17 protein-coding genes are annotated in these 18,992 nt (G+C 64.6%); 6 read left to right on the forward strand and 11 right to left on the reverse strand.

The genetic code is table 11. The features are described from left to right. Positions 1 to 42: 42 nt before the first annotated feature. The 6 genes from PI93_RS08480 to mutL all read right to left on the reverse strand — a co-directional run bounded on the left by PI93_RS08480 (position 43) and on the right by mutL (position 7,228). Entirely contained in the window at positions 43 to 984 is a 942-nt protein-coding gene (locus PI93_RS08480) for an ABC transporter permease (RefSeq protein ID WP_236105627.1), read from the reverse strand. Then, positions 981 to 2,045, reverse strand: coding sequence for an extracellular solute-binding protein (locus PI93_RS08485; protein ID WP_039367205.1), 1,065 nt, complete (start codon positions 2,043 to 2,045; stop codon positions 981 to 983). Before PI93_RS08485 ends, PI93_RS08480 begins: the two co-directional genes overlap by 4 nt. 77 nt (positions 2,046 to 2,122) lie before the next feature. Beyond that, entirely contained in the window at positions 2,123 to 3,175 is a 1,053-nt protein-coding gene (locus PI93_RS08490) for an ABC transporter ATP-binding protein (RefSeq protein WP_039367224.1), read from the reverse strand. Position 3,176: 1 nt separating this feature from the next. Further along, complete coding sequence (locus PI93_RS08495) at positions 3,177 to 4,022, reverse strand: ABC transporter permease (RefSeq protein ID WP_370834255.1); 846 nt, start codon at positions 4,020 to 4,022, stop codon at positions 3,177 to 3,179. 286 nt (positions 4,023 to 4,308) lie between these two features. Continuing rightward, positions 4,309 to 5,256, reverse strand: coding sequence for a tRNA (adenosine(37)-N6)-dimethylallyltransferase MiaA (miaA, locus tag PI93_RS08500; protein WP_039367259.1), 948 nt, complete (start codon positions 5,254 to 5,256; stop codon positions 4,309 to 4,311). A 7-nt stretch (positions 5,257 to 5,263) separates the two neighbouring features. Then, on the reverse strand, positions 5,264 to 7,228 hold the full coding sequence (mutL, locus tag PI93_RS08505) for a DNA mismatch repair endonuclease MutL (RefSeq protein ID WP_052240498.1): 1,965 nt from the start codon (positions 7,226 to 7,228) through the stop codon (positions 5,264 to 5,266). Positions 7,229 to 7,571: 343 nt separating this feature from the next. On the opposite strand from mutL, the gene PI93_RS08510 reads away from it, so the two are divergent. After that, entirely contained in the window at positions 7,572 to 8,240 is a 669-nt protein-coding gene (locus tag PI93_RS08510; protein WP_039367263.1) for a VTT domain-containing protein, read from the forward strand. Positions 8,241 to 8,345: 105 nt separating this feature from the next. Here PI93_RS08510 and PI93_RS08515 read toward each other — a convergent pair whose 3' ends face one another. Both PI93_RS08515 and tsaE read right to left on the reverse strand, forming a co-directional pair. Further along, positions 8,346 to 9,839: an N-acetylmuramoyl-L-alanine amidase gene (locus PI93_RS08515; RefSeq protein WP_144400414.1), complete on the reverse strand. Its 1,494-nt coding sequence runs from the start codon at positions 9,837 to 9,839 to the stop codon at positions 8,346 to 8,348. Then, on the reverse strand, positions 9,821 to 10,345 hold the full coding sequence (gene tsaE / locus PI93_RS08520; RefSeq protein WP_039367268.1) for a tRNA (adenosine(37)-N6)-threonylcarbamoyltransferase complex ATPase subunit type 1 TsaE: 525 nt from the start codon (positions 10,343 to 10,345) through the stop codon (positions 9,821 to 9,823). Before tsaE ends, PI93_RS08515 begins: the two co-directional genes overlap by 19 nt. Before the next feature lie 8 nt (positions 10,346 to 10,353). Here tsaE and queG point away from each other — a divergent pair, with 8 nt between their 5' ends. Further along, complete coding sequence (queG, locus tag PI93_RS08525) at positions 10,354 to 11,622, forward strand: tRNA epoxyqueuosine(34) reductase QueG (protein WP_080759063.1); 1,269 nt, start codon at positions 10,354 to 10,356, stop codon at positions 11,620 to 11,622. Positions 11,623 to 11,813: 191 nt separating this feature from the next. Beyond that, complete coding sequence (xerD, locus tag PI93_RS08530) at positions 11,814 to 12,707, forward strand: site-specific tyrosine recombinase XerD (RefSeq protein ID WP_052240500.1); 894 nt, start codon at positions 11,814 to 11,816, stop codon at positions 12,705 to 12,707. 42 nt (positions 12,708 to 12,749) lie between these two features. On the opposite strand, the gene PI93_RS08535 is transcribed toward xerD, so the two are convergent. After that, positions 12,750 to 14,315, reverse strand: a complete 1,566-nt coding sequence (locus PI93_RS08535; protein WP_039367271.1) for a class I adenylate-forming enzyme family protein — start codon at positions 14,313 to 14,315, stop codon at positions 12,750 to 12,752. A 111-nt stretch (positions 14,316 to 14,426) separates the two neighbouring features. Between PI93_RS08535 and ybaK the strand changes: the two genes are divergently transcribed. After that, positions 14,427 to 14,921, forward strand: coding sequence for a Cys-tRNA(Pro) deacylase (gene ybaK / locus PI93_RS08540; protein ID WP_039367274.1), 495 nt, complete (start codon positions 14,427 to 14,429; stop codon positions 14,919 to 14,921). A gap of 149 nt (positions 14,922 to 15,070) precedes the next feature. Continuing rightward, complete coding sequence (gene plsY / locus PI93_RS08545; RefSeq protein WP_039367277.1) at positions 15,071 to 15,673, forward strand: glycerol-3-phosphate 1-O-acyltransferase PlsY; 603 nt, start codon at positions 15,071 to 15,073, stop codon at positions 15,671 to 15,673. Between the two features lie 65 nt (positions 15,674 to 15,738). Here plsY and PI93_RS08550 read toward each other — a convergent pair whose 3' ends face one another. Continuing rightward, complete coding sequence (locus PI93_RS08550) at positions 15,739 to 16,224, reverse strand: YajQ family cyclic di-GMP-binding protein (RefSeq protein WP_039367280.1); 486 nt, start codon at positions 16,222 to 16,224, stop codon at positions 15,739 to 15,741. A 247-nt stretch (positions 16,225 to 16,471) separates the two neighbouring features. Here PI93_RS08550 and murB point away from each other — a divergent pair, with 247 nt between their 5' ends. Next, complete coding sequence (murB, locus tag PI93_RS08555) at positions 16,472 to 17,488, forward strand: UDP-N-acetylmuramate dehydrogenase (protein WP_039367283.1); 1,017 nt, start codon at positions 16,472 to 16,474, stop codon at positions 17,486 to 17,488. On the opposite strand, the gene PI93_RS08560 is transcribed toward murB, so the two are convergent. Continuing rightward, complete coding sequence (locus tag PI93_RS08560; RefSeq protein WP_144400412.1) at positions 17,478 to 18,908, reverse strand: patatin-like phospholipase family protein; 1,431 nt, start codon at positions 18,906 to 18,908, stop codon at positions 17,478 to 17,480. The two genes, murB and PI93_RS08560, sit on opposite strands and share 11 nt — an antisense overlap. Between the last annotated feature and the right edge of the window lie 84 nt (positions 18,909 to 18,992).

Genomic DNA, 18,992 nt, shown 5'->3' on the forward strand with positions numbered 1-18,992 from the left:
CCCGGCGAGACGTCGCCCGGGCAGCGAGCGCAGTCGGGGACGTCAGGTCATCATCGTCTTTGCGTAGCGGCGGTGGATGACCCAGTGCGAGGCGATGGCCAACGCGAATGTCACGACCATCGACACGAGGGAGAGCACCGCGCCGAACGGCCAGTTGTTCGCTTTCGCAATCTGGTCGTAGATCGTGGGCGTCATCATCGTGATGCCGGTGCCGCCGAGCAGCACGGGCGTGGCATAGGCGTTCATGCAGAGAATGAACACGAGCATGGTGCCCGCTGCGATGCCTGGCGCCGCCATCGGCAGGATCACCCGCGTGAGCGTCTGTCGGAACGTTGCGCCAAGATTGCGGGCGGCTTCCTCGACGGAAAAGTCCATGCCTTCGAGCACGCTTTGCAACGTGAGGATCATGTAGGGCAGCACCACGGCGGTGGTCCCGATGACGACGGCGAAAGGCGTGTAGAGCAGGCGAATCGGTTGCGGCACGATGCCAAGCGACACGAGCAGCGAGTTGACGAAACCGGCATTGCCGAGCATGACCATCCAGCCGGCGGCGCGCACCACGTTGCCCACGAGCAGCGGGAAGACCAGCAACATCACGAGCAGGCTCTTGAAACGGCTTTGCGTGCGGGCAAGCACATAGGCCACGGGAAAGCCGAACACCAGGGCAAGCACGGTACACAGCGACGCGACCTTGATCGTCGTCCACAACACCGACAGGTAATACGGGTCAGTGAAGAACTTGAGATAGTTCTCGCCTGTGAATGCCGCCTGCATCAGGTCGACGGGATCGAATCGGTTCAAGCTGTAGCGCACCAATTGCAATCCGGGCAGCACGATGATGAGCAACACCACGAGCGTGGCCGGCGCCGCAAGCGAGCCGCCGGTGAGCGCGCCGCGCACCGCGCGTGCGGTGGCGGCGCGCGAGGCGTGGGAGGCTGGCGTGTGCGCCGTCATGTCGGGCTCCGGGGTGTCGGCAACGTTCACAGACCCACCTTGAATTCCTTGTTCCAGAAGTCGAGCAGCGCGGGCTTGTCGGCGGTGAATTTCGCATAGTCGAGTTTCACCATCCGGTCGAGTTCGGCGCTTGTGAAGCCCACGCTCTGTTGCAGCGACGGCGGCAGGTTCGCGTTCTTCACCGTCGGCGCGTAGCCCATCGTCTCCGCAAAGCCGATCTGCGCGCGCGGATCGAGCATGGCGTTCAGATAGTTGAAGCCGCACGGTTTGGACTGCGAGTTCTTCGGCACCGCGGCCTCGAACGTCACCGGCACGGCACCTTCCTTGGGCACCACGTAGTCGATCGGCACGCCGGCCTTCTTCCATTGGAGTGCGCGCGCCTTCCACATGCAGGTGAACCAGATATCGCCGCTCTTGAGTGCGGAGGCCACGGCCTCGTTCGACGGATAGACCTTCGGTTGTTGAGACTTGCGCAACTCGCGCAGGAACTGCATGCCACCGGCGGTATCGCCGTCCTTGTGGCCTGCGGCGAGCGAACTGCTCACGACATTGAAGTTGTAGAGGATGTCGGAGAAGCCGACTTTGCCCTTGAGCTTCGGATCCAGTGCGGCCATGAACGAATCGGGTTTGGTGCCGAGCTTCTCCGGGTTGTAGACGATCACCATCGCGCTGAAGATGTGTGGAATCGAGTACGGGCGACGCAGCGCTTCGAGCGTGTTGCCCAGGTTCGGCACGAGCTTCGCATCGACGGCTTCGAGAATGCCGGAGCGGTTGATGTCGTACATATCGAGATCGGCCAGACACGCCACGTCGAGCGTGCCGCGACGCGACGCCTTCTCGGCGCGCAGCTTGGTCATGCGTTCGACTTGCCCGGCCGAGTCATAAGTGACCTTGCCGCCCGCCGCCTCGATGATCGGCTTGCCAATGTTCTGCTCGAGCAAATTGAGGTAGTCGCCCCCCCAGGTGCCGACCACCACGTTCGGGCAGGCGTCGGCCGCATATGCCGACAGCGCGTCGAGGCCTAGCGCGGGAGCGATCACCAGACCGGAAGCGGTCTTCAGGAATGTGCGGCGGTTCAGGGCGTGCGTCATGTCGTTATCCTTCAAAACGTGGGCCACGAGGGTGGCCGGTACATGGGCCGAAGCGAGGAGGCGGTGGTGCGTTGTCGTCAGGCGTTGAAAAACAGGCAATCGGTACTGGCAAAGCAGGCATTGAGCGTGCGGCCCGGGGCGTAGCGTCCGGCATCGTCGCGTGCGGTGTTTTGCACGTGCGCCACGAGCGTCTCGCCTTGAGGACTTTTCAGACGCAGTTCGAGCGTGGAGCCCAGATAGATCGTCTGGTCGACCGTGACCGCCAGCGCCGTTTCGTCGCGCGCGGGCGCGTCCGTCAAACGCAGGCGTTCGGGGCGGATGCCGAGCGTGGTGGCGTCGGGCGAGGCGGCCGGCAGCGCCAGTCGCTCGCCCTTCGCCGTGACGAAGTGACCTTCGGTCATTCGGCCCGCGAGGAAATTCATTTTGCCGAGGAAGTTCGCGACAAACGGGTTGGCGGGGCGTTCGTAAAGCGCGTCGGCGGTGCCGATCTGCTGCACGCAACCGTCGTGCATCACGGCCAGACGGTCGGCAATCGCGAGCGCCTCTTCCTGATCGTGGGTGACGAAAATCGTCGTGAGTCCGAGTCGACGTTGTAACGCTCGGATCTCTTCGCGTACTTCTGTGCGCAATTTGGCGTCGAGATTGGAGAGCGGTTCGTCGAGCAGAAAGACGTCGGGACGAATGGCGAGCGCGCGGGCAATCGCCACGCGTTGCTGCTGCCCGCCCGAGAGCTGGCGAGGGTAGCGATCCGCCAGCGGCGTGAGGCGCACCATATCGAGGGCCTCACGAATGCGCGTGGTGCGCTCGGCGCTCGATACGTGGCGCATTTCAAGTCCGAATGCGACGTTCTCTGCCACCGTCATGTGCGGAAAGAGCGCATAACGCTGGAACACCATGCCGGTATTGCGACGGTTCGGTGGCAAGCGCGAGACTTCCTTGCCGCCGATCCAGATTTCACCGGCCGTCGGTTCGACAAAGCCTGCGACCATGCGCAGCGTCGTGGTCTTGCCGCAACCGCTCGGGCCGAGGAACGCGACGAGTTCGCCTTCGGCGATCTCCAGCGAAAAGTCTGCCACCGCAGCGGCGTTGCCGTATTGCTTGCGCAGTCCGCGAAGGGAAACGTTGGCCATGTCAGATCACCTGGCTGAGTTTGACGAAACGATCGGTGATCAGCATCACGATGCCGAGCAACACAATCTGCGCAGCGGAGACGGCTGCAATCGTCGGGTCGAGGTTGAATTCGAGGTACTGCATGATCGCGATGGGCAGCGTGGTCTTGCCCGGTCCGACGAGCGGCAGCGTGAGTTCGAGGTTCTCGAACGACACGATGAAGCTGAACAGTACGGACGCCACAATGGCCGGGCGCAGCATCGGCAGTGTGACGCGCCAGAGCGTGCGCCACGCCCCTGCGCCGAGGTTGCGGGCGGCTTCCTCGATGGTGTCGTCGATCTGCGCGAGACTCGCGCCCACGAGGCGCATCGTCCACGGAATGGTCAGGCAGATGTGAGCGACGACCAGGCCACCGAAGGTGCCGACGATGTCTACGTCGAGCGTGTTCTCGGCGCGCAAGTAGAAGAGATAGGTCGCAATGCCGGCGACGATGCCCGGCACCACGAGCGGCAGCAGCAGGACATTGCCCAGTGTGCGGCGCCCCGGAAAGCGATAGCGCGCAAGAGCGAGTGAGGCGGCTACGCCGAGGATCACGCCGCCGATGGCCGCGCAGGCGGCGAGCTGCAAGGAGAGCAGGAAGCCGTTGGCGAACGCCGCGTTTCGCCACGCATTCAGATACCACGACACCGTGTAGCCGCTCGGCGGGAACGTGATGATCGCGTCTTTGAAGAAGCTCAGCCAGACGACGAATATCAGCGGGCTCAGCATGAACAGATAGATCAGCGTGACGCCGGCGCGCACCGCCCATTTGGCGACCGGCACGCGTCGAGGTCCGCCTGCCGGCAGCCGCAGCACATCGCCCGTCATCCCACTTGGCTCCATCGAAGTCTGCGTCATTGGCGTCCTTCCCGGTATCGTGGATTTGATGCAATTTTGCATTGATCAAAACGTTGATATGCAAATTAGCATATCAAAATCGTCATGCAAACCGGAAAGCTGTCAGGGTTTCAACGGAGACGGGCGCGACGTTTGTGAGGCGCTCGAGGTGAGGCAGGCGTGGTGGCCGGATGGGGAAGTCAGGGAGGCGAGTGGGGGGAGGGCTGCGCAGGAAGGACGCTTCACCGCGATGGCAGCGAAGCGTCGAAGGCCGTTCTCAGGGTTGCCAGAGGGCGCGAACCGTGGCGAGGACGCGTTGCGGAGCATCGTCCGAGGTGCAGTCGACGATGTGGCGCTCCGGCATCGAACGCAGCCATGTGAGTTGGCGTTTGCACAACTGACGGGTCGCGAAAATGCCTTTGTCGCGCATGGTGTCGTAGTCGGTATCGCCGTCCAGGTATTCCCACACCTGACGGTAGCCGACGCAGCGCATCGACGGCAGCCCGGGGTCGAGATCGCCGCGTGCGCGCAGGCGTTCGACTTCTTCGATGAAGCCGGCCGCGAGCATCAGACGAAAACGTTCGGCAATCCGCGCGTGGAGCACGGATCGGTCGCTCGGCTCCAGCGCGACGGGCACGAAGCTATGTGCCGATGGCGCATCCGGTGTCTGCGCTTGTTCGGCCAGCCATTGCGACATGGGCTTACCCGACAGTTCGAAGATTTCCAGTGCGCGCTGAATGCGCTGCGAGTCGTTCGGCGCGAGGCGTGCGGCGGTCACGGGATCGACGCCTGCGAGCCGGGCGTGCATCGCGGGCCAGCCGTCGCGGGCAGCGTCTTCGTCGAGTCTCGCGCGTACCTCGGCGTTGGCCGAGGGCAGGGGCGAGAGGCCCTGCGTGAGCGCTTTGTAGTAAAGCATCGTGCCGCCCACGAGCAACGGACGACGCCCGCGCGCCGTGATGTCGTCGACCAGTCGCAGCGTGTCGTCGCGGAATTGGGCGGCCGAGTAGGCATCGCGCGGATCGATGATGTCGATCAGATGGTGCGGCACGGCGGCCAATTCGGCCGCGCTGGGCTTGGCCGTGCCGATATCCATCTCGCGATAGACGAGCGCGGAGTCGACGCTGATGATTTCGAGCGGTGTGTCCTGTGCCAGCGCGAGGGCGGCGGCGGTCTTGCCGGAAGCCGTCGGGCCCAGCAGACAGACGATCGGGGGATTGGCCTTCATGAACCGCTCAACGTCCGCGCATGAACAATTTGTCGAGGTCGCCAAGCGTGAGCTGGTACCAGGTGGGACGTCCGTGGTTGCACTGATCGGCGCGCTCGGTGGCTTCCATCTGACGCAGCAGGGCGTTCATTTCCTCATGCGTGAGGCGCCGGTTGGCACGCACCGCCGTGTGGCACGCGAGCGTGCCCAGCAGTTCGTGCTGACGCTCCGTGAGCACGCGCGACCCTCCGTACTGACGCAGATCGGCAAGCACGGCACGCGCAAGCGCCTGTGCGTCGGCACCGTCGAGCAGCGCGGGGATAGCGCGCACGGCGAGCGTGGTCGGCGACATGGCCGCGAGATCGAAGCCGAGTGCGGTGAGCGTCTCCTGATGCTCTTCGGCGGTGCCGATTTCCACCGGGTCGGCGAAGAACGTCACCGGAATGAGCAGCGGTTGTACCGGCACGCTGCGCTCGACCAGCGCCTGCTTGAAGCGTTCGTACAGAATGCGCTCGTGCGCCGCGTGCATATCGACGAGCACAAGACCGTTAGCGTTTTGCGAGAGGATGTAGATGCCGTGCAACTGGCCCAGCGCGAAGCCCAGAGGATGTTCGAGCGACATCGCGTCGGCGGTGCCATTGGCGCCGCTGGCGAGCGCGGCGAACGCATCGGGTCCTGCCGTGAGCGCGGCACTGTCTTGTGTGGCGCCGGCGTTGCCGTAAGCCGGCGACGGCGCGTCGGTCACGCCCGGCTGACCGTAGGGACGCGGCGCGGGCGGTGCAGTGCGTCCGAAAAGATTGTCGTAGACGGACATCGGTTGGACCATCGGCAGCGAGCCTTGCTGCATGCGCGGATTCCAACTGCTGCCGCCCGGGGTACCGAAGCCGGCAGCCGGACGGGCTGCCATGAAGCCGTTTCCACCCACCGCGCCAGGCCCGGCCGCGAGACCACCGCCATCGGTCAGGTGTGCCGAGTGCGTGGCGCCACCACTGCCCGCCGCTCGCGCGAGCGCACGTTGTACGGCGTGGAACACGAACTGGTGGACGCTGCGGGCATCGCGGAACCGCACTTCGATTTTCGACGGATGAACGTTCACGTCGACCAACTGCGGCGGCAGTTCGAAGTACAGCACGTAAGCAGGGTAGCGGTCGCCGTGGAGCACATCTTCGTAGGCGGCGCGCACGGCGTGCGTGAGCAGTTTGTCGCGCACGAAGCGCCCGTTCACGAAGAAGAACTGCTGGTCGGCACGGCCCCGGCTGGCGGTCGGCAAGCCGACGAAACCGGACAGGCGAAGCTCGGCCGCGCCCTCATCGAGCGCGAGGTGCGCGTCGGCGAAATCATTGCCGAGCACGCGCGAGACGCGTGTGGCGGCGTCTGACGCATTCCAGTGCTCGACCGCCCGGTTGTTGTGCAGAATCGAGAAGCCGACGTCCGGGCGCGCCAGTGCGCTGCGCCGGATGACGTCCATGCAATGACCGAATTCGGTCTGCTCGGTCTTCAGGAATTTGCGCCGCGCGGGGGTATTGAAGTACAGGTCGCGCACGTCGACCGTCGTGCCCACGGGGCCGGCGGCGGGCGTGAGCGCCCCGGTGTTGCCGTCAATCGCGGTCGCATGCGGCGCATCGGCCTGTCGGCTCGACAGAGTGAGCTGCGCGACCGACGCGATGGAGGCGAGCGCTTCCCCCCGGAACCCGAGGGTGAGCACCGATTCCAGCTCGTCGAGCGTGCGGATCTTGCTCGTGGCATGACGGGTCAGCGCGAGCGGCAATTGTTCGGCGGACATGCCGCCGCCGTCGTCGGTGATCGCGATGCGGCGCACGCCGCCTTCCTCGAGCTTGATCTGAAGGGCGCCCGCGCCTGCGTCGAGCGCATTTTCGAGCAATTCCTTGACGACGGATGCAGGACGCTCCACCACCTCGCCGGCGGCGATCTGGCTGATCAACTGATCGGGAAGGACACGGATGGCGCGAGCCGGTGCAAGGCCTGCCGGCATGGGGCCGGGGCGGCGCACGGGCGCGTCGGTGCTGGCGTCGCCGGGCAAGGCGCCCGGGTCTTGCGCCTCGGGGGCGGAGGTCGGGGTGGCAGACATGGGAACCATTATAAAGGTTGCCCTCAAAGACATAAGTCGATCGACGTTTCAGCCTGCGAGACCCATCAAAAATACGACTACTTCCCATCATGGGAATGGTCGGGGGTTGAGGCGGCGGACGACGCCCCCGGCAGGTCGATGCCGACTGTCACGGGGACTTAACGACGCCCGACGTTTGCGCTGGTATGATGCGACTCGTCGTGCGCCCGCGGGGACGGGCCGGCGTCCTTTATCTTGAGGATTCGTCTTGGATACTTTGGTGCAATTGCTGGAGATGGTGCTCCACATCGATAAACATCTGGGGGTGTTTATCGATCAGTACGGAAACTGGGTGTATCTGTTCCTGTTCATGATTGTGTTCGTGGAAACAGGATTGGTGCTCTTTCCGTTCCTTCCGGGCGATTCCCTGTTGTTCATCGGTGGCGCGTTTGCCGCGACCGGCGCCATGGACCCATGGCTGCTTGGCGTGCTGCTGTTCATCGCGGCCGTGACGGGTAACACGCTCAACTACTGGATCGGCTCGAAGATCGGGACTCGTGTGTACGAGAAGAACTGGCGTTTCCTCGATCGCGATGCCTTGCGCAAGACCCATGATTTCTACGAGCACCACGGCGGCAAGACCATCGTGATGGCGCGCTTCGTGCCGGTCGTGCGCACGTTCGCACCGTTCGTCGCGGGCGTGTCGGCCATGTCGTGGACGCGCTTCCAGCTCTACAACGTGCTGGGTGCGGCGATCTGGGTGGTGCTCCTCGTGGGGGGCGGCTACCTGTTCGGCAACCTGCCGATCGTCAAGCAGTACCTGAACATCATTGTGCTGGTCGGGATCTCGGCGGCTGTGGTGCCGATCGCTCTCGGCGCCCTGTGGAAGCTCTTCACGCGCGGCCGCCGCCGCGTGGCACCGGGCCGGAGCGAGTAAGTCCGACGTCGTTAATGGCCAAGAAAGGCCAAGAAAAATGGCGCGCCCCGGGAACGGGACGCGCCATTTTCATTTGAGGCACTGTCAGTCGGCGGTGAGCCGCGATCAGGCGGTGCGATTTTTTGCGATAGGCGGATTCTTGGCGAAGTACGCCTTGATGCCCTTGAGCAGCGCGTTGGCGAGGCGGTCCTGATAGGCCGGATCGTTCAGGGACTGCTCTTCCTTGGGGTTGCTGATGAACGCGGTCTCGACCAGCACCGACGGGATGTCCGGTGCCTTGAGCACCGCGAAGGAGGCCTGTTCGACGTTCTTGCTATGCAGCCGGTCGGCGACCGTGCCGATCTCGGCGAGCAGTGCCGATCCGAACACTTTGCTGTCGCGAATCTGTGCGGTCGTCGACATATCGAGCAGCGCATGCGCGACGGCACGGTCGTTGGTCTTGATGTTGACGCCACCGATCAGGTCCGAAGCGTTTTGCGTCTTTTCCAGCAGACGGGCCGTCGCACTCGTGGCGCCACGCTCGGACAGCGCGAACACCGATGCACCGTTCGCCGACGGCGAGGTGAAGGCGTCTGCGTGAATCGACATGAACAGGTCGGCATCCACTCGGCGGGCCTTCTGCACGCGCACGCCGAGCGGCACGAAGAAGTCGGCGTCGCGGGTCATCATCGCGCGCATGTTGGGTTGCGCGTCGATCTTCTCGCGCAGCCGTTTGGCGATCTGCAACACCACCACTTTTTCGTAAGTGCCACTGCTGCCGATGGCGCCCGGATCTTCGCCGCCATGGCCCGGATCGAGCGCGATAGTGAGCAGGCGCGCTGTCTTCGGGCCGCGTGACGGCAGTGGCGATGACAGAGCGTCATCGTCGTCGCCCTTGCGCTGGGCGAGAGGCGGTGTCTTGTCCGGTGCAGGCGTCGGTGTGGGGCCCGGACGCGACGGGCGCGACCCTTGCTCACGCTGCGCATAGCGCTGGAAGAACGCTTCGCTTTCTTCCGTGCTCGGTGTGCCCGCGCCCGCCGAGGGCGAGGCAGGCGAGGTCGATGACGCAGGGGGCGTGTTCTGGGCCAGCGCTTCGGCCTTGTGTCCGGACTTGGCGAGCAGTTCCATGAGCGGATCGGGCTCGACCGCCGGATACAGATCGAACACGGTGCGGTACTTGTAGCCCGCGACCGGCGGCAACGTAAAGGACTGCGGTTTCACGCCGGCCTTCAGGTCGAAGACCATGCGCACGACGCCCGGTTTGAACTGACCCACCCGCACCTGCATGATCTGCGGGTCGTTCGGTTGAATCTTCGAGACGAGGTCGCGCAGCGCAGGATTCAGATCCACTTCGTCGAGATCGATGACGAAGCGGTTCGGACTCTCCATCAGTTGTTGCTGAAATTTGACCGGATTGTCGGTCTCGAGCGTGACGCGTGTGTAGTCCCTGGCCGGCCAGACACGCACCGCCACGATGGCATTGGCGAACGCGAAGCGGGGGCCGGTGAGGGCGAGAATCAGTGTCGATGCCCCGGCGCGCAACGCGCGGCGGCGGCCGGCATTGGGCGATGAGGCGTCGTCGGTACGGGCGAAGCGTTTGATCAGCATGAGTTCAGGCAGGCAAGACCGGCAGGCGTGTAGGCGCTCGTCGTCAGACGGCGGCTATTGCCCACAGGTTCCAGCCAAAGGCTCAAATCGGGGGTGCCCAGGAGACCTTCGGCTTTCTCCGGCCACTCGACGAGGCACAGGGCGTCGCCGGCAAAGTGCTCGCGAAAGCCCGTGTCATGCCATTCGGCCGGATCGGCAAAGCGGTACAGGTCGAAATGATAGACCGGCAACACGCCTTGTGGTGTGTCGATGTTGTATGGTTCACACAGCGCGTAAGTCGGGCTTTTGACGCGACCGGTGTGGCCCAGCGCACGCAGCAGCGCCCGCACGAGCGTGGTTTTGCCCGCGCCGAGGTCGCCCGAGAGCTGCACATGCAGCCCTGCGTGTGCGGCGTCGGTGTGTGCCATGCGTTCCACGATGGCGCGCGCAAGCGCTGTGGCGAAGGCCTCGGTGGCGGCTTCGTCCGGCAGCGCGAAGATGCGCTCGCCCAGTGGTGATGGCGTCGAAGATTCGGGCATTGCGTAAAATGGAGTCAATGAAAGCTTCCGTGATTTTCCCCGCTACCGCCGCACAAGTCGAGCTATCGACGCCTCCGAATCCCTCGGAAGTGTCGCCCTCGCGCGACAATGCGACGCCTCAGACGCTCGATGCACAGCGTCTGAATGCCCTTGCCGGTCAAATTCGCGAGTGGGCGAGTGAGCTGGGTTTCGGCCGTATCGGCATCACGGACACCGATCTCTCGCACGCCGAAGCGGGGCTGCAACAGTGGCTGGACGACGGCTGCCATGGCGATATGGACTACATGGCCGCGCATGGCATGAAGCGTGCGCGTCCTGCCGAACTGGTACCTGGCACGGTGCGCGTCATCAGTGCGCGCATGAACTATCTCCCGAGCGACACCGATATGGCGAGTTGGCGCCAGCGCGAAGCGGCGCGTGCGGCGATGCCCGCCGAGGCGATCGTCTCGGTCTATGCGCGTGGCCGGGACTATCACAAGGTCGTGCGCAATCGGCTACAGCAACTGGCCGATCGCATTACGCAGGCCATCGGACCGTTCGGCTATCGTGCGTTCACCGATTCGGCGCCGGTACTCGAAGTCGAACTCGCGCAGAAGGCCGGGTTGGGCTGGCGCGGTAAACACACCTTGCTGCTTTCGCGCGACGCAGGCTCGCTCTTCTTTCTCGGCGAGATCTTTGTCGACGTGCCGCTCCCGGTGGATGTCGATACCGATACCGATACCGACGCGGCGCCGGGGGACGAGGCGCGCGGCATGCAACGCGGCGAGCACTGCGGGCAATGCGAACGATGCCGCGAGGTCTGCCCGACGGGCGCGATCACCGAAGCCTTTCGGGTCGACGCGCGCCTGTGCATCTCGTATCTGACGATCGAACACAAGGGCGCGATTCCCGAGGCCTTGCGCGCGAAGATGGGCAACCGCATTTACGGGTGTGACGATTGTCAGCTCTATTGCCCGTGGAACAAGTTTGCGCAGCCGTCGCCCCTCACCGATTTCGCGCCCCGTAATCGGCTCGACTGCGCCTCGCTCATCGAACTCTTTGCATGGAGCGAAGCGGATTTCATGGACAAGTTGGCGGGCAGCCCGATTCGTCGTATCGGCCACGAAAGGTGGTTGCGTAATCTGGCCGTCGGGCTGGGCAATGCGCTGCGCGACACGGGGGATGCCAATGCACGCAAGCCGTTGCGCGACGCCTTGCTGGCGCGACGCGCGCACCCCTCTGCGCTGGTGCGCGAACATGTCGAGTGGGCATTGGCCCAGGAAGGAGCCGCGGTTTGAGCACGCGTGCACGCAAAACGACTGGCAACGACGCGTTGCCGGACGAGATCGACCCCCTGAACGAGGCTGCCGATGCGTTCGACGACGCCGACGAGCCGTTCGAACAGGCGGCGCTCGATGCCGCTCGTCACGACACTGACGATAGCCGCCACGATCCATCGGTCCCGCTCGAATTCGATCCCGACAGTGCCGTGTTCGTGTGCAGCGTCACCCTGATCGACCAGTTCTGCGACACGATCTGGCTTGAAGACGGTCTCTCGCGCAACACGCTCGACGCTTACCGTCGCGATCTGCGTCTGCTTGCGCAGTGGCTGGCAGCCAAGCGCGAGACCGCGCTCGATGGCGTGGACGAGGCGGCGCTCTCGGCCTATCTCGCGTGGCGTCGCGATAGTCTGGCGAGCAGCGTGAATCGCCGTCTGTCCGTCTTCAAACGTTTCTATCAATGGGCGTTGCGCGAACACATCGTGCAACAGGACCCGTGCCTGCGAATCGCCTCGGCCAAGCGTGCCCAGCGATTGCCCTCGACGCTATCCGAAGCGCAGGTCGAAGCGCTGCTCGCGGCGCCCGATCTGACGCAGCCGCTCGGGTTACGCGATCGCGCCATGCTCGAGTTGATGTACGCGAGCGGTTTGCGCGTGTCGGAGCTGGTCGCGCTCAAGACCATCGAAGTGGGATTGAACGAAGGGGTGCTGCGCATTTTCGGGAAGGGGGCCAAGGAACGGCTGGTCCCGTTCGGCGAGGAAGCCAATGGCTGGCTCACGCGCTATCTGGCCGAGAGCCGGGGCGTGCTGCTGGCAGGCCGTGCCTGCGACACGCTGTTCGTCACGCAACGTGGCGAGGGCATGACGCGGCAGGCGTTCTGGTATCTGATCAAACGCTACGCCTTGCAGGCCGATATTCGTGCACCGCTCTCGCCGCACACGCTTCGCCACGCGTTCGCGACGCATCTGATCAATCACGGCGCCGATCTGCGCGTGGTGCAGTTGCTGCTCGGCCACTCGGATATTTCCACCACGCAGATTTACACGCACGTCGCGCGCGAGCGTCTCAAATCGCTACACGCGCAACATCATCCTCGCGGGTGATCGCGCCGCCAGCCGCCGGCCGACGTGCGACGCGCAGGGCCATCACAGCAGCGCTTTGAGCTTGTGCTTGAGCACCTTGCCGGTCGACGCGGCGGGCAGGGCGTCAAGCACCCGAATCTGCGCCGGACGCTTGTACGGTGCGAGGCGCGTGGCTGCCCACGTGGCCAATGCCGGGACATCGATGGTGTGACCGGGGCGCGCTTCCACAAACGCGATGACCTGCTCGTTGCCGTCTTCGGCGCGGCCGAGGACCGCCGCCTGAAGCACATCCGGATGGCTCGTCAGCGCTTGCTCGACTTCGAGCGGGTAGACATTGAAACCGGAGTGGATGATGAGTTCCTTGGCGCGTCCCGCGAGGAAGAGCGCACCGTCGGCGGCGCGACGGGCGAGATCGCCCGTGCGCAGCCAGCCATCGGCTGTCACGGTCGCGGCGGTGAGGTCCGGTGCACGGTAGTAACCGAGCATCACGTTCGGGCCGCGAACCCAGAGTTCGCCCACCTCGCCGTCGGGCAGATCCCGTGCGTCATGCCCCACGATGCGCACCTGCACACCCGGAATGGCTGGCCCGACGGCGCAATCGTCGCGAGGCGCGTCAAGCAGCGTTTGCGAGACGGTCGGGCTGCTCTCCGTCAGTCCGTAACCGTTATGAATCGGCAGGCCGTAGAACGCTTCGACACGGGTCTTGAGCGCCGCGTCGAGCGGCGAGCCTCCCGAGTAGACGAACCGCAGACGCGGCGCGATGAGCGACGTGCCTTGCGTCGCCACGTAAGCCATCAGACGCGCGTGCATCGCCGGGACGCCTTGCAGGATCGTTAGCCCGTCATGGGCTAGCGAATCGAGCACCGCCTCGGGGGTGAAGCGCGCGGCGAGACGTAGTGTGGCGCCGGCGTACAGCGTGCCGAGGCATACCGACGTCAGGCCATAGACATGCGAGATCGGCAGCACACCGTAGGCGATGTCGTCGGCACCGACGCGTCGCAGTGTGCTGGAGACTGCGGCAATGAACATCAGATTGCGATGCGAGAGCCGAACGCCCTTGGGCGTGCCGGTCGTGCCCGTCGTATAGATCAGCGCCGCGCATTGCGCCGCCGGATCGGTCTGCACCGGTTCGGCAAGGCTGTCGGGATCGACGTCGGATGCCGCAATGGCGCCCAGTCCGAGTTCGGTCCAGACGACCTGAGCGGCATCCGCGCGCGCGTGCGCAGCGGCGTCGGGCGACGCGTCGACCGTGTAGATCGTGCAGCGCGGCCGTGCGTGATCGCGGATAACGCCCAACTCCGTCGGCGAGAGCCGTGCATTGCTCAGCAGCGGCCACGCGTCGAGCGATGCCACGGCGAGCAGCAATACCACGTAGGCAATGCCGTTCTCGCCGACGATCATCACGCGGTCGCCGCCCCGCACGCCATGCGCGCGCAGGCGTGTGGCGCAGGCGGCGACGACGTTGGCCAACTCGCCATACGTCAGACGGCCGAAGTCGTCGATCAGGGCGATGCGCTCGGGGGTTTGCGCGGCAATCCGCGCAGGCAGGGTGTCGATGCGTGCGGGCAGACTCGCCAGCAAGGTGGCGGCGAAGGTGTCCTGAGACGAGGGGGCGGGAGGGGCAGACATGGCCGCATTGTAATGCGGGTGCTGTCGTGAGGCAGCGGAGCGCCGATCCGGTGCGGTGTGTCGCGCATTCCGGGACCGCAGCGGCGACGCGTTTCATTACAATAGGCGCCCATGAGCAAGACCAAACACGTCTCGGAAACGCCGGCCACGCAGTTTCTGAAGCAAAAGAAAGTGGCTTTCACGGAACACGTCTACGAGTACGTCGATCATGGCGGTACGGGCGAATCGGCACGCCAGTTGGGCGTAGACGAGCATGCCGTCGTCAAGACCCTCGTCATGGAAGACGACAAGGCCCGGCCGTTGATCGTGCTGATGCACGGCGACCGAACCGTCTCGACGAAGAATCTCGCGCGCCAGATTGGCGCCAAGCGCGTGGAGCCCTGCAAGCCGGAGGTCGCGCAGCGTCACTCCGGCTATCTGGTGGGCGGCACGTCGCCGTTCGGCACCAAACGGGCGATGACGGTGTATGTCGAGGCATCGATTCTGGATCTACCGCAGATCTTCATTAACGGCGGACGGCGTGGCTACCTCATCGGCATCGCCCCGCCCGTGCTGCTCAATACGCTGGCTGCCAAACCGGTGTCGTGTGCGTTGAGCGACGAGTAGCACCCGTTTCCCCCTGATCGGCTGGCCGCCCGCCCGGCACTTTGCTCACCGGCGCAACCCCGTGTTTGCCAGAATGGGGCGACCGGGCGGCTCAAGTAGAATGGCGGCCAACGCAAATCCTGCTCATCAACGAAGTTCCTGGGAAGTTCATGGCCACACTGGTTTTTATCGTTCTCGCGTATCTGATCGGCTCGGTGCCGTTTGCGGTGATCGTCAGCCGCACGATGGGGCTTGCCGATCCCCGCAGCTACGGCTCGGGTAATCCGGGCGCCACGAACGTGCTGCGCTCCGGCAACAAGAAGGCCGCCGTGCTCACGCTGATCGGCGATGCTTTCAAGGGTTGGTTTGCGGTATTTCTCGCAGAACGATTGGCCGACGCCTGGGGCGTGGGCGACTTCGGGCTGGCGGCCGTGGCCCTCGCGGTCTTCGTCGGCCATCTGTACCCGATCTTCCTGCGCTTCAAGGGCGGGAAGGGGGTGGCGACGGCGGCGGGCGTGCTGCTCGCCATCGATCCGATTCTGGGGCTGGCGGTGCTCGCCACGTGGCTGATCATCGCGATCTTCTTCCGCTATTCGTCGCTTGCCGCGCTGGTGGCCGCCGTGTTCGCGCCGCTGTACTACGTGTTCATGTTCGGTTTCGGGCCTTATGCCCCGGCGGTGGCCGTGATGGCTGTTCTGCTGATCTACCGGCACCGTGCGAATATCGGCAAGCTGATGGCGGGCAAGGAAAGCCGCATCGGGCAGAAGAAGTAAGTCCGGTTTCGGGCAATAAAAAACCCGCAGCGAGTCTGCGGGTTTTTTTGTGCCTGCCGCGCGCGTCAGTCGCGGAAGTTGTTGAAGTCGAGCGGAGTGTCGGTCACTTCCTTGCGCAGCAGCGCCATGGCGCTTTGCAGGTCGTCGCGCTTGGCACCCGCGATGCGCACGCTGTCGCCCTGAATGCTCGCCTGGACCTTCATCTTGCTGTCCTTGATGATGCGCACGATCTTCTTGGCCAGATCGCCCTCGACCCCTTTCTTGATCTTCACGACCTGCTTCACTTTGTCGCCACTGATCTTTTCGACCTTGCCGTAATCGAGGAAGCGCACGTCGACGTTGCGCTTGGCCATCTTGGCGACGAGCACTTGCGTGGCCTGATCGAGCTTGAAGTTGTCGTCGGCGAAGAGCGTGAGTTCCTGCTCCTTGTGCTCGACGCGCGAGTCTGATCCCTTGAAGTCGAAACGCGTCGAGATTTCCTTGTTGGCCTGCTCGACGGCGTTCTTGATCTCTACCATGTTGGCTTCACTGACCACGTCAAACGATGGCATCTGGCTCTCCTGAAATACTAAGGGTTCGTGAAAATGGCACGCCGGGCGTGCCGCGTTGACTCGGCAGCGGTGGCGCGCCCCGTCCGGGGTTGCCGGACGGCGCGGGGTACGGCCGCGCGGCCGGTATAATGATGCGCAAAATTCTTTCGCCCGACATTGTAATTCAGCCGTCGGTCCCGCGTCCCTTCCCGGCGATGTCCGGCACGGCGGCGCCCACCGACTTCTGCCCACTGCCTTCTTCCTTTCCATGCCCCAGCTGCAACGCGACGTCAGTCTGCGCGACCTCAATACCTTCGGCCTGACGGCTAACGCTCGTTTTGTCGTGACGATCGACAGCGAGGCGGCGCTGATCGAGGCGCTGGCCATGCCCGAACTCGCGGGCTTGCCGCGTCTGGTGCTCGGCGGCGGCAGCAACGTCGTGCTCACACGCGACTTCGATGGGGTTGTGTTCCGCATGGCCATTCGCGGGCGCGAACGGCTCGCCGACGATGCCCAAGCACGCTATGTGCGTGGCGGTGCGGGCGAGGTCTGGCACGATTTCGTCGACTGGACGCTCTTGCAGGACTGTCCCGGCCTGGAGAACCTCGCCCTGATTCCGGGCACGCTCGGCGCGGCGCCGATTCAGAACATCGGCGCCTACGGTCTGGAACTGGCCGAGCGCTTCGCCGAAGTGCGTGCGTTCGATACGACGACGGGGGCGTTCGTCACGCTCACGCGGGAAGCCTGCGCGTTCGGCTATCGCGATTCGCTGTTCAAGCGCGAACCGGGGCGTTTCATCATCGTGGCCGTGACGCTGCGTTTGCCACAGCCGTGGCAGCCCGTAACCGGCTATGCGGACGTGTCGCGCACGCTTGCCGAGGCGGGCATCGAGCAGCCGGACGCCCGGCAGATCTTCGACGCGGTGGCAGACATTCGTCGTCGCAAGCTGCCCGATCCGCTCGAACTCGGCAATGCGGGTAGCTTCTTCAAGAATCCCGTGGTGGATGCCGCAACGTTTGCTGCGCTGCGCGAGCGCTTCCCGCAAACCGTCGGCTACGCCCAGCCGGACGGCTCGTGGAAGGTCGCCGCGGGTTGGCTGATCGACCAGTGTGGCTGGCGTGGCAAGTCGCTCGGTCAGGCGGGCGTGCATGAGCGGCAGGCGCTGGTGCTGGTGAATCGCGGCGGCGCGAGCGGGGCCGATATCGTGGCGCTCGCGCGTGCCGTTCAGGCCAGCGTGCAGGAGCGCTTCGGCGTCGCCCTCGAGCCCGAACCGCTCATGCTTTGATGGCGGTGGCGTCGGGAAGACGCTGTAGATAGTCGCGTCGCAGGTCGACGGTGGAGCGCACGCCGACATCGGCGAAATGCGCGTCGAGCCATCGGCTCGCCGCCTCACGGCCACGGTCTCGCAGTGTCGTGAGGAAATTCCAGTCGGTGACGAATTTCGTCGACGAGGACAAGTCGTACAGCTCCTTGTCGGCGCGAATCGAGTGAATCAGCGGGTACTTCAGACGCTTGCGGAATTCCGGTTTGAGCCAGCCTTCGTCGAGCAGCTTGTGCACGAAAGAGATGGCGCGGAATTCACGCTGAAGCGACGCATTGAACGTGATTTCATTCACACGATTCATGATCTGTCCCGGCAGCACCGGCTTTTCCTTGCGCTCGATCGGGTTGATGTGCACGATCAGGATGTCGCTCGTGAGCGTCTCGTAATAGAACGGATAGAGCGGTGGATTGCCCAGATAGCCGCCATCCCAGTAAAAGTCTTCGTCGATCTTCACCGGTTTGAAAAGCCACGGCAGACACGCCGACGCCATGGCGACGTCGAGCGTGATTTCATGCGTGCGGAAGATACGGATGTTGCCCGTTCGGATGTTGGTCGCCGACACGAACAGGTGCGTTGATGTGCTTTCGCGCAAACGCTCGAAATCGACCTGCGCTTCGAGCACGGTGCGCAGCGGGTTGATTTCGGCAGTGGGCTGCGAGAACGGCATCATCCATTGCTGCATGCTCTGCATCCAGTCGTGCCAGACCGGATATTCGGTCGGACGGCCGTTGAGCCAACTGAAGACGGTCTGCGCCCACGCGGTGGCCGACGAGCCGGCTTGCGACACGCCTAGCCAGAAGCTGTGCAGGGATTCGCGCGCCTTCTCGCGCGGATCGACGCCCGGACGATCGAGCAGGCCGTGCGCGAGCACGACGGCGTTCATCGTCCCGGCGGATGCGCCGCTGATGCCCTCGAATTCGAGACGCCCGTCTTCGAGCAACTTGTCGAGCACGCCCCAGGTGTACGCGCCGTGAGCGCCACCCCCTTGCAGACCCAGGTCGATGCCTTTTCGCTTCGCGCTGCCGCTGCGGGCGCGCGCGGATTTCGTGGATTTGCCCGCCGCCGGGGAGCGTGCGTCTTCGGACGATGCCGCGCTGCCTTTGGCGGCGACGGTGTCGTCGGTGTCGCTGCGCTTGCGTGCGCGAGGTGTGGTCGATTTTCCGGGCGCTTTGCCGGATTTCGCCGGCCGGGTGAGGCCATCCGGAGGAAGCAGCGGTACGTCGGTGGGCTCGAGATCGGTGCTGGCGCCATTGGCGGGCGCGGCATCGATGTCGACCCGGGCCGTCAGCGAGGGCGGGAAGACGGTGCCCGCATCGGCAGGCTTGGCGGAAGGCGTGTCGCCGGCAGCATCGTCGGCGGATTCGGGGGGCAGACGCGACATAGTGAGTAGCGGCGCCGGGCCGCGCTGAACCGGCCGAGTGGGCGAGGGCGCGGAAGATGCCGCGCCGTCGCGATGCTGGCCAGT

Source organism: Pandoraea fibrosis (genome assembly GCF_000807775.2).
GTDB lineage: Bacteria > Pseudomonadota > Gammaproteobacteria > Burkholderiales > Burkholderiaceae > Pandoraea > Pandoraea fibrosis.